This is a genomic window from Salipiger sp. (assembly GCF_059781815.1).
Genome location: NZ_JBYNAH010000004.1, coordinates 43971 through 52040 on the forward strand (window position 1 = coordinate 43971; position 8070 = coordinate 52040).

Genomic DNA, 8070 nt, shown 5'->3' on the forward strand with positions numbered 1-8070 from the left:
GCCTCCCCTCCGGTCAGATCGGCATGCGGATGATTTCCTGGTAGGCCTCGACCAGCTTGTCACGCACCGAAACGGCGACCTTGACCGTCGAGTCGAGCTCGAGCGTCGCCTCGACCACCGCCTGAGTGTCGGCATTGCCGCGCAGGCCGGTCTGCGCCGTGGCTTCGGCCTCGCGGATGGTCTGCACCGCGTCGGAGCCAGCCTGGGCCACCATATCGGCAAAGCTCGGCTTGGTCTCGTCGGGAATGGCGGCAGCGACGGGTTCGGCCGCCATGTCGCGCGAGGCGCGGTAGGCCCCCGACGCAGCATTGACCGACAGGAAGGAGTTGGTTTCAGTTGCCATGGATCTTCAGTCTTATTTCAGCAGGTCGAGAAGCTGGGAGCGCATGCTGCGTCCGGTCTCGAACATGTTCAGGTTGGCCTGGTAGCTGCGCGAGGCTTCACGCATGTTGCTCATCTCGAGGATGGTGTTGACGTTCGACACCTTCACAAAACCGTCCTCATCGGCGGCCGGGTGCGACGGGTCGTAGGAGAGTTGGAAATCGGCATCGTCGCGGCGGATGCCCTCGACCTCGACCATCGAGGCGCCGGTCCCGTGATCGACCATTTCCTGAAACGAGATGATCTTGCGGCGATAGGGATCCTCGCCGTCCGAATTGCCCGTCGAGCTGGCGTTGGCGACGTTTTCCGAGACGACCTTGAGCCGCTCGCCCTGCGCCCGCATGCCGCTTGCCGCCACGGAAAGAACTGTCTTGAGCGTATCCATGCCCTGCCCTCTTATCTCACGCCGGTGACCGCGATGGTCAGGAGGCTGTGCCCCTTGCGGTAAAGCTCGGCGGCAAGCCGGTAGCTGCCGGCAACTTCCGCCGCGTCGATGGTCTGCTGTTCGAGCGCCACGGTGTTGCCGTCGATGCTGCCCTCCCACGCGGTCTCGTCGGCGGTCACCCGGACCCCGTTCGGCGCGGCGCCACTGCTGGTGATGTGCTTGGTGTCGGTGACCTTCAGCCCCTGCGTCGAGTCGGCATTCTCGAGCATCGCATCAAAGCCGCTCACCTTCTTCGCCTTGTAGTTCGGCGTATCGGCATTCGCGACATTTTCAGAGATCACAGCCTGACGGGCTCCCAGCCACGTCATGCGCTGTGAGGCTAGCTGAAAAAAGGACATTCCACCAAGCTTCATGAACAGTTTCCTTTTGTCTCAATCAAAGATAGCATGAATAAATCTTGCTTAGCAATGGATAGAACCATGCATACAGCCTTTTCAGAGCTTTCTAGCCTTACACGGACCATAGAACGGGCAAGTATAACCGGGCAGGTCACGTCGGCGCTGGGGCTCGTGCTCACCGTCTCCGGACTCGAGCGTGCCGTGGGCATCGGCGCGCATTGCGTGGTGCAGGGTGCCAACGGCCCGGTTCTGGCCGAGGTGGTGGGCATCGATGAGAACGGAACCAAGCTTCTGCCCTTCGGAAGCTGGGACGGTGTGCGCACCGGCGATCCCGTCGCGGTCACCCATTCCGGCGCCGAGCTGCGCCCGGACGATGCCTGGATCGGCCGCGTGGTGAACGCCCTGGGACAGCCGCTCGACGGCAAGGGGCGCCTGCCCGAGGGAGACACGCCCCGCGCGCTGCGCGCCTCCCCGCCTCCGGCCTTCACCCGCCGCCGCGTGGGCGAACGGCTGGCAACCCGGCTCAAGGTGATGGACGTCTTCGCGCCGCTCTGCCGCGGCCAGCGCATGGGCGTGTTCTCGGGCTCCGGTGTCGGCAAGTCGACGATGATGGCGATGCTGGCGCGCAATGCCCAGGCGGATGTGATCGTCGTGGGTCTGGTCGGCGAACGAGGCCGCGAGGTGCAGGACTTCCTGCAGGACGACCTTGGCGAAGAGGGTCTGGCCCGCGCCGTGGTCGTCGTCTCTACCGGCGACGAGCCGCCGCTGATGCGCCGTCAGGCCGCCTGGACCGCGACGGCCGTGGCCGAGCATTTCCGCGATCAGGGCAAGCAGGTTCTTCTCCTGCTCGACAGCGTGACCCGCTTCGCCATGGCGCAGCGCGAGATCGGTCTTGCGGGGGGCGAGCCGCCCACCGCCAAGGGCTATCCGCCGACCACCTTCGCCGAGCTGCCGAGGATGATGGAGCGCGCCGGACCGGGCAGCGGCGAGGCGGGTGACATCACCGCGCTCTACACGGTTCTGGTCGATGGCGACGACATGGACGACCCCATCGCCGACGCGGTCCGTGGCATCATGGACGGTCATATCGTGCTCGATCGCCGTATCGCCGAACAGGGAAGGTTCCCGGCGGTCAACCTGCTGCGTTCGATTTCGCGGATGCTGCCCGATTGCCACGCGCCCGAGGAATACGCGATCTACCGAGCCGCTCGCCGTGCCGTCGCCCGCTATGCCGACATGGAAGAACTCATCCGCATCGGCGCCTATCGCCCGGGCAGTGATGCCGAGGTCGACGCCGCGATCAAGCTGTTCCAACCGCTCGAGGATCTGCTCCGCCAAGGCAAGCGCGATGCGATGGAGTCATCCGAAACCTTCGAAGGCATCCTCGCTTGCCTGACCGAGGCCGGGATCAAGGTCTCCAACGACTAACCATTGGCAAGGGGCCGTCAAGTTGACAGCTGTCAACTCGGCCCCTGCCCGCGCGATCATGCCGCCTTCCTCTGAAGGCTCGAGATCATCGCATCCGGGGTGAACCCACCTTCCCGTGCTTTCCGTGACAAGCTGCGAAGATACGCGCCCGGCGACCGGATATTTCCGATATTCTGAACGATCCCGGCCAGCGTGGTCGCGGCATCTTGGGGTCCCATCGCCCGACATGCCTCGTGCCATGTCGCTGCATCGACCCCGGCCATTGGCGCGACACGGGCCATGAGATGCACGAAGCTTCCCCAATCGGACACGGTTTTCTCTGCATATGGCAGGATGTCGGGACAGGCGCTGAGAATGGGGTTGAGCGCCTTCTGACTGCGCCGAGTGTCCGGTTTGTCCGCAGCGTGCTCTTTCAGATCAATAAGAGTCTTATCTGAAACCTGTATGTGCCGCTCATTTTGACTGTCCGAGGTGATCATTTCAGGCGTGAGAGTCTCGGTGTCCTCGACCTCGGGGGTGAGCTTGTCCACAAGGTCTGTGACAAGGGGCTGAAGACGGGCGCGGATCTGGCCAAGCTCATCGAGCCCGAGCTTGCGGCGCAGGTGGCGCTTGACGAGGATCACGGCGTCTTCGATGGCGTCGAGTTCTTCGTCGAGCTCAGAGGCGCGTCCGAGCTGAGCAAGCTCCGAGGCGTCGCGCACAAGCAGCACAACCTCTTCGCGGAGCAGGGCGATCTCGGCGCGCTGGATCTCGGCGGCGCGTGCATGGTGGGCGATTTCACCGGCGCGCAGCAGCAGCGGGCGAAGATCGAACCCATAGGCGCGCACCACGGCGCCCGAGGCGTCCCGGCGCTGGTACCGTTTGCCGTTCGGACTGTCATGACGGGCGATGAGGCCGCTTTGGACCAACGCCGCGAGGTGCCGCCGCAGGGTGCTTTCCGGCATCCCGTGGGCACGCTCGCAGAGCGTGGCGTTCGAGGCGTAGACGATCAGCGGTGCGCCATCGGTCAGCTCGCGCTCGCGATGTACGCCGAGAAGCACGGCGAGAACCCGCAGCGTCCGGTCGGAGAGCTCATAGGCCTCGCGGGCCGAGGTCAGTTGCGTGAGAAGCTCCCATTTGTCGATGGAAGACAGCGGGGCAGGGCGGTCGAGCCGGGCCACCGCCTCCAGTTGGGCAGCCGTCACCGGCCGCCGTCCGAAGGACGTCGTTGTCAGTCTCTGCATATCGTTTCACGGGGCAAAACTTTTCTGGCCGCCGGACTCACACGGCGTTGACAGCTGTCAACAAAAGGGGCTAAATTCGAGGTGCGAAAACGAAATCAGGCCTCTCGGGATGTTATGTCCTGGGGGGCTTTTTCTTTGGTTCTGCCGTGTTGTGCCTCCTGTTGCTGCTCGGTTTCCTCGGGGCTTCCGCCCTTATTCGCCGGTCTGGCTGCGCCAGTTGCGGTGGATCTCTTCGATGTTGTCGATGAGCCAGTCTTCGAAGCCCTGGGCTTCGGCGGCGTCAAAGGTCAGCACCGTTTTCCTCCCCGATTTCTTCGCCCGACCAATGCGCCCGCTCTCGCCACGCAGCTCTTGTTCAGGGGCCGGGGCAGGGGCGGTCTTGGCGGGCTGACGGGTGACGATGCGCAGCGCATCCTCGAACCGCGCGTCGGAATTCGTGCCGGTCAGGGCGTTGGCGACGCGATCCGGTGAAAACCCGCCCGCGCTCAGCGAGTCGGCGAGCTTGCGCCAGCGGTCGCGCCCGGCCGAGGGTGCCGGGCCGATGGCCTCGATCAGCACCTGCGGCACCGTGTCGGCAACGCTCAGCATCCGGCTGATCACCGTCTTGTCGATGTGCAGCGCGTCGCAGATGATCTTGCGCTCGAAGCCTTCATCGCGCATCTGGCGCGCGAAATTGGCCTTCTCGATGAAGCTCAGATCGCGCCGGGCGGCGTTTTCCTGTCCCTGCGCGATGATCAGGTCGCGATCCGAGAGATCGCGGACCATCGCCTTGACCGGCAGGCCGAGATCACGCAGCGCCGCGACCCGGCGGCGACCATAGACCACCTGAAAACGGTCCTCGCTGCCTTCGACATGGCGCAAGAGCACGGGAACCTGCTGGCCGTATTCCGCCAGCGAGGCCTTGAGCCGTTCATGCTCGGCCGGATCCTCGCCAAGACGGTCCTGCAGGCCGCCATCCTCGATCTGGCTGGCGGAGACCTCGACCATGGCGCGGCTCTTGAGCTGCGCGATCGACTGGCTGACCGCGCCGATGGCGCCTTTGCTGTAGCGGGCCTGTCGCGGGGCGGCGGCGTCGGTCGTCTCGGGGCTTGGCGCGGGCGCATCGCCCATCAGGCTTTTGAGAAGATCCTTGCGTGCCATCAGCGCCCCCAGCTTTTCTGTACGAGATCGAGGATCTCGCCATTCGCGGCATCGAGGCTCTCCATCGCCCGCTCATAGGTCGAGCGGGTGAACTGGCTCTTTTCCACCTCGTAGAGCGTCTGCTTGGTGATGCCGGCGTCGGAAATCGCGGTCGATTTCAGCACCGGATGGTTCAGCACGTATTCGCCGAACATCGAGCGCATGAAACTGACCATCTGGTTCTGCGGCCCGTCGCCCGGCTCGTAGCGGGTCACGACGTAGCGCATCCAGTCATAGCTCATGTCGCCGCCGGCCTCGCTGACCACGCCCAGAAGGTTCGAGGTCATCAGCAGGAACTGGCACATCGACATCACGTCGAGCATCTGCGGGTGGACCGTCACCAGGACCGCAGTCGCCGCGGACAGCGCCGACATGGTCAAAAAGCCCAGCTGCGGCGGGCAATCCATGATGACGAGGTCGTAATCGTCCTGCACCTCGGCAAGCTTGTCGCCGACCCGGGTAAAGAACATCTCGCCAGAGCGCTCCGCCAGCGCGCGGGGCGTTTCGTGCTCGAATTCCATCAGGTCGAGATTGCCCGGCACGATGTCGAGATCGTGGAAATAGGTCTTCTGGATCACGTCGCGCATGGCGACCGGATCGTCGTAGCGGATCGCGTCGTAAAGCGTGCCGCCATCGATCATGTCGAACTCGGGCTGGTAGCCATGCAGGGCCGAGAACGAGGCCTGCGGGTCGAGGTCGATGGCCAGCACGCGGTAGCCATCGAGCGCCGCCTTCTGTGCCAAATGGGCGGCTGTCGTGGTCTTGCCCGAGCCGCCCTTGAAATTGATCACCGTGATGACCTGGAGATGGTCGCCCTCGCGCCGCCCGGGCAGGTAGGTTCCCGGCGCCTTGGCGCCTTTCTCGAGAAACTTGCGCAGCTCGGCGATGTCGGAGGGGGCATAAAAGCGGCGGCCATTGCCGCGGATCTCGACCTCGGGGCCCTTGCCGTCGAGATGCAGCTTGCGCAGGTAGGCGTCCTTGACGCCAAGCAGTGCTGCGACCTCGCCGGAGGTGAACTTGCGCAACTCCTTGCGCGCGTGCGGGGGAAAGAGCTGGGCGCGGTGCGCCTGCAGCCTCTCCGACAATCTGGCCGCGTGATCGCCCACAAGAAGGTCGATCCGGTCCTGTCGTGTCATCTATTCTGCCCTCGTGCCACAAGCGTTTGTTACGCTTATTTTAGTATTGTTGGAGTTTCTCCGTAATTGAATGCCTTCGTTTACGGATTCGGGCAAGATTTTTCTGCAATATCTAGTGTCTGCGATTTCCGTAGACACTAAGCGGAAACAGGGTCTGTCAGCGCTTCCAGCGCAGCAGCGACAGCTCGTCCTGGTCCTTGGCCTCGCGTTTCTTCTGCGCGTGGCGCTCTTCAGAAAGGCGTTTAAGCCTCAGGATTTCATAGGTTTTCTGCTCTGCCAGCGCGGCCCGAAGCCGTTCTTCCGCTGCGGAAACCTCGGGCGCGAGCTTGGAGGTTTCATGCGAAATCCGGTCCACCTCGGCACGGATCGAGCGGATGAAGCGGCCCAGATAGGGAGCACCTTCGAGGCCCTCGATCCGCGATTCACCCGAAAGACGGTGCAATAGAGCCTGTTTTTCCGAATCGAGCTGGTTCATCCGGTCGCGCAGCTGTGCGGTGCTGCGGGCCTCGCGCTCGGTATCGAGCCGCTTGAGCCGCTCCATCACTTCGAGCGCGCGCAGTCTGCGGCGGGTTGCGTCAGTGGCCACCGGAGTGCTCCGGTTCCGGCGCTTGCTCGACAACAGGCTCTGTGACAGGCGGTTCGCCGCCAAGACGGATGCGCATCTGGCCGAGGATCTCGATGGGAAAGCCGTATTCCGAAGGCGGCAGGGCGCTGAACGTTCCGCCGACAGCGGCAGAGGTGAAGCTGGTCTCTTCCTCTTCGGGCTCTTTCGGCGCAGGCGCGCCTGCGGCCGAGGCGAGCCCGGCAGAGAGCAGAAGACAGGGCAGGGGGGCCCAGCGGATCATGCCGCAGGCAGCTCTTTCTGTGCCGCCTCGACCTCGTAGAAATCGGGCTGCATCCGGGTCGGAATGTTGCCGCGCCCGATCTCGACGCAGATGCTCGGCGGGTGGTCCGAGACCATGGCGACAAAGACGTCGCGGATGATCAGGTAGAACGCGCCGTCCTCTTCCTCGATCTGCTTCAGGCGGCCGGAGATCGGCTGCACCATGCAATAGGCCAGGAACACGCCGAGGAACGTGCCGACCAGCGCGCCGCCGATCATGCTGCCGAGGATCTCCGGCGGCTGGTCGATCGAAGACATGGTCTTGATCACGCCCAGAACCGCCGCGACGATGCCGATGGCGGGCAGGCCGTCGGCGACCTGCTGGATCGCGTGCACCGAAGCCAGCGACTCGTGGTGATGCTTCTTGATCTTGCGATTGATCACATCCTCGGTGGCGTATTTGTCGTCGAACTGCATCGACAGCATGCGGAAGCTGTCGCGAATCAGGTCGATGGCGAAATGGTCGCTGGCGATGCGCGGGTAGCGGTTGAAGATGTCGCTGTCCGAGGGCGACTCGATGTGGCTGTCGAGCGCCAGGATGCCCTTGGCCTTATAGATGCGCGTCAGCTCGTACATCAGGTTGAGCAGGTCGCCGTAATCCTTGGCCTTCCAGCGCGGACCTTTGAGAACCTTGACGATGCCGCCTGCGGATTTCTTGATCACGTCGACACTGTTGGCGATGACGAACGCTCCAAGCGCCGCGCCGCCAATCATCATGCCTTCGAAGGGCAGGGCGTGCAGCACGATGTCCATCTTGCCGCCGGAGAGCATAAACCCCCCAAAAACAAGGCCGAACACAAGGGCAAGTCCCAGTATCATCGTCATCGGGTGCGGTCTCTGCTCTGTGGTCACCATGCCGGCACACCGGCAATCTATATCAATTCATAAGTAAATTTGACTTTCTTTCAAGTATAAACAAGAATAGATTGGCAATTAGAAGGACAGTTGGGGCAACAGACCATGATCGCCGAGAAGCTGGCTTACTTTTTCGATGCTTCCGACCTCGGCAGTGTGTTCGAGGACTGGCCCGAGGAGATCGGGCTTGTGCTGTGCCTTG

The 8070-nt window shown here is 63.4% G+C and carries 10 protein-coding genes; 1 reads left to right on the plus strand and 9 read right to left on the minus strand.

The features are described 5' to 3' along the window. Positions 1-13: 13 nt before the first annotated feature. From fliE to flgB, 3 genes are read right to left on the minus strand one after another with little or no spacing between them, the layout of a single operon-like run. Positions 14-343, minus strand: a complete 330-nt coding sequence (gene fliE / locus AC6RA4_RS00985) for a flagellar hook-basal body complex protein FliE (RefSeq protein WP_500156509.1) — start codon at positions 341-343, stop codon at positions 14-16. A gap of 12 nt (positions 344-355) precedes the next feature. Continuing rightward, positions 356-766 carry a flagellar basal body rod protein FlgC gene (gene flgC / locus AC6RA4_RS00990; RefSeq protein ID WP_500156511.1) on the minus strand — a complete coding sequence of 137 codons (411 nt, stop codon included), beginning with the start codon at positions 764-766 and terminating at the stop codon, positions 356-358. Positions 767-777: 11 nt separating this feature from the next. Then, positions 778-1179 carry a flagellar basal body rod protein FlgB gene (gene flgB / locus AC6RA4_RS00995; protein WP_500156513.1) on the minus strand — a complete coding sequence of 134 codons (402 nt, stop codon included), beginning with the start codon at positions 1177-1179 and terminating at the stop codon, positions 778-780. Positions 1180-1245: 66 nt separating this feature from the next. On the opposite strand from flgB, the gene fliI reads away from it, so the two are divergent. Continuing rightward, the gene (fliI, locus tag AC6RA4_RS01000) at positions 1246-2592 is read left to right on the plus strand and encodes a flagellar protein export ATPase FliI (RefSeq protein ID WP_500156515.1); all 1347 of its coding nucleotides are present in this window, start codon (positions 1246-1248) and stop codon (positions 2590-2592) included. 56 nt (positions 2593-2648) lie between these two features. On the opposite strand, the gene repC is transcribed toward fliI, so the two are convergent. The 6 genes from repC to motA form a co-directional block, all read right to left on the minus strand. Beyond that, entirely contained in the window at positions 2649-3815 is a 1167-nt protein-coding gene (gene repC / locus AC6RA4_RS01005; RefSeq protein WP_500156517.1) for a plasmid replication protein RepC, read from the minus strand. Positions 3816-4007: 192 nt separating this feature from the next. Then, on the minus strand, positions 4008-4955 hold the full coding sequence (gene repB / locus AC6RA4_RS01010) for a plasmid partitioning protein RepB (RefSeq protein ID WP_500156519.1): 948 nt from the start codon (positions 4953-4955) through the stop codon (positions 4008-4010). Continuing rightward, the gene (repA, locus tag AC6RA4_RS01015) at positions 4955-6130 is read right to left on the minus strand and encodes a plasmid partitioning protein RepA (RefSeq protein WP_500156521.1); all 1176 of its coding nucleotides are present in this window, start codon (positions 6128-6130) and stop codon (positions 4955-4957) included. The genes repB and repA overlap by 1 nt, the downstream gene beginning before the upstream one ends. Before the next feature lie 157 nt (positions 6131-6287). After that, on the minus strand, positions 6288-6716 hold the full coding sequence (locus tag AC6RA4_RS01020; protein WP_500156523.1) for a flagellar export protein FliJ: 429 nt from the start codon (positions 6714-6716) through the stop codon (positions 6288-6290). After that, a complete protein-coding gene (locus AC6RA4_RS01025) occupies positions 6706-6975 on the minus strand; it encodes a hypothetical protein (protein ID WP_500156525.1) in 270 nt (89 codons plus the stop codon). Before AC6RA4_RS01025 ends, AC6RA4_RS01020 begins: the two co-directional genes overlap by 11 nt. Next, positions 6972-7838 carry a flagellar motor stator protein MotA gene (gene motA / locus AC6RA4_RS01030; protein ID WP_500156527.1) on the minus strand — a complete coding sequence of 289 codons (867 nt, stop codon included), beginning with the start codon at positions 7836-7838 and terminating at the stop codon, positions 6972-6974. Before motA ends, AC6RA4_RS01025 begins: the two co-directional genes overlap by 4 nt. Between the last annotated feature and the right edge of the window lie 232 nt (positions 7839-8070).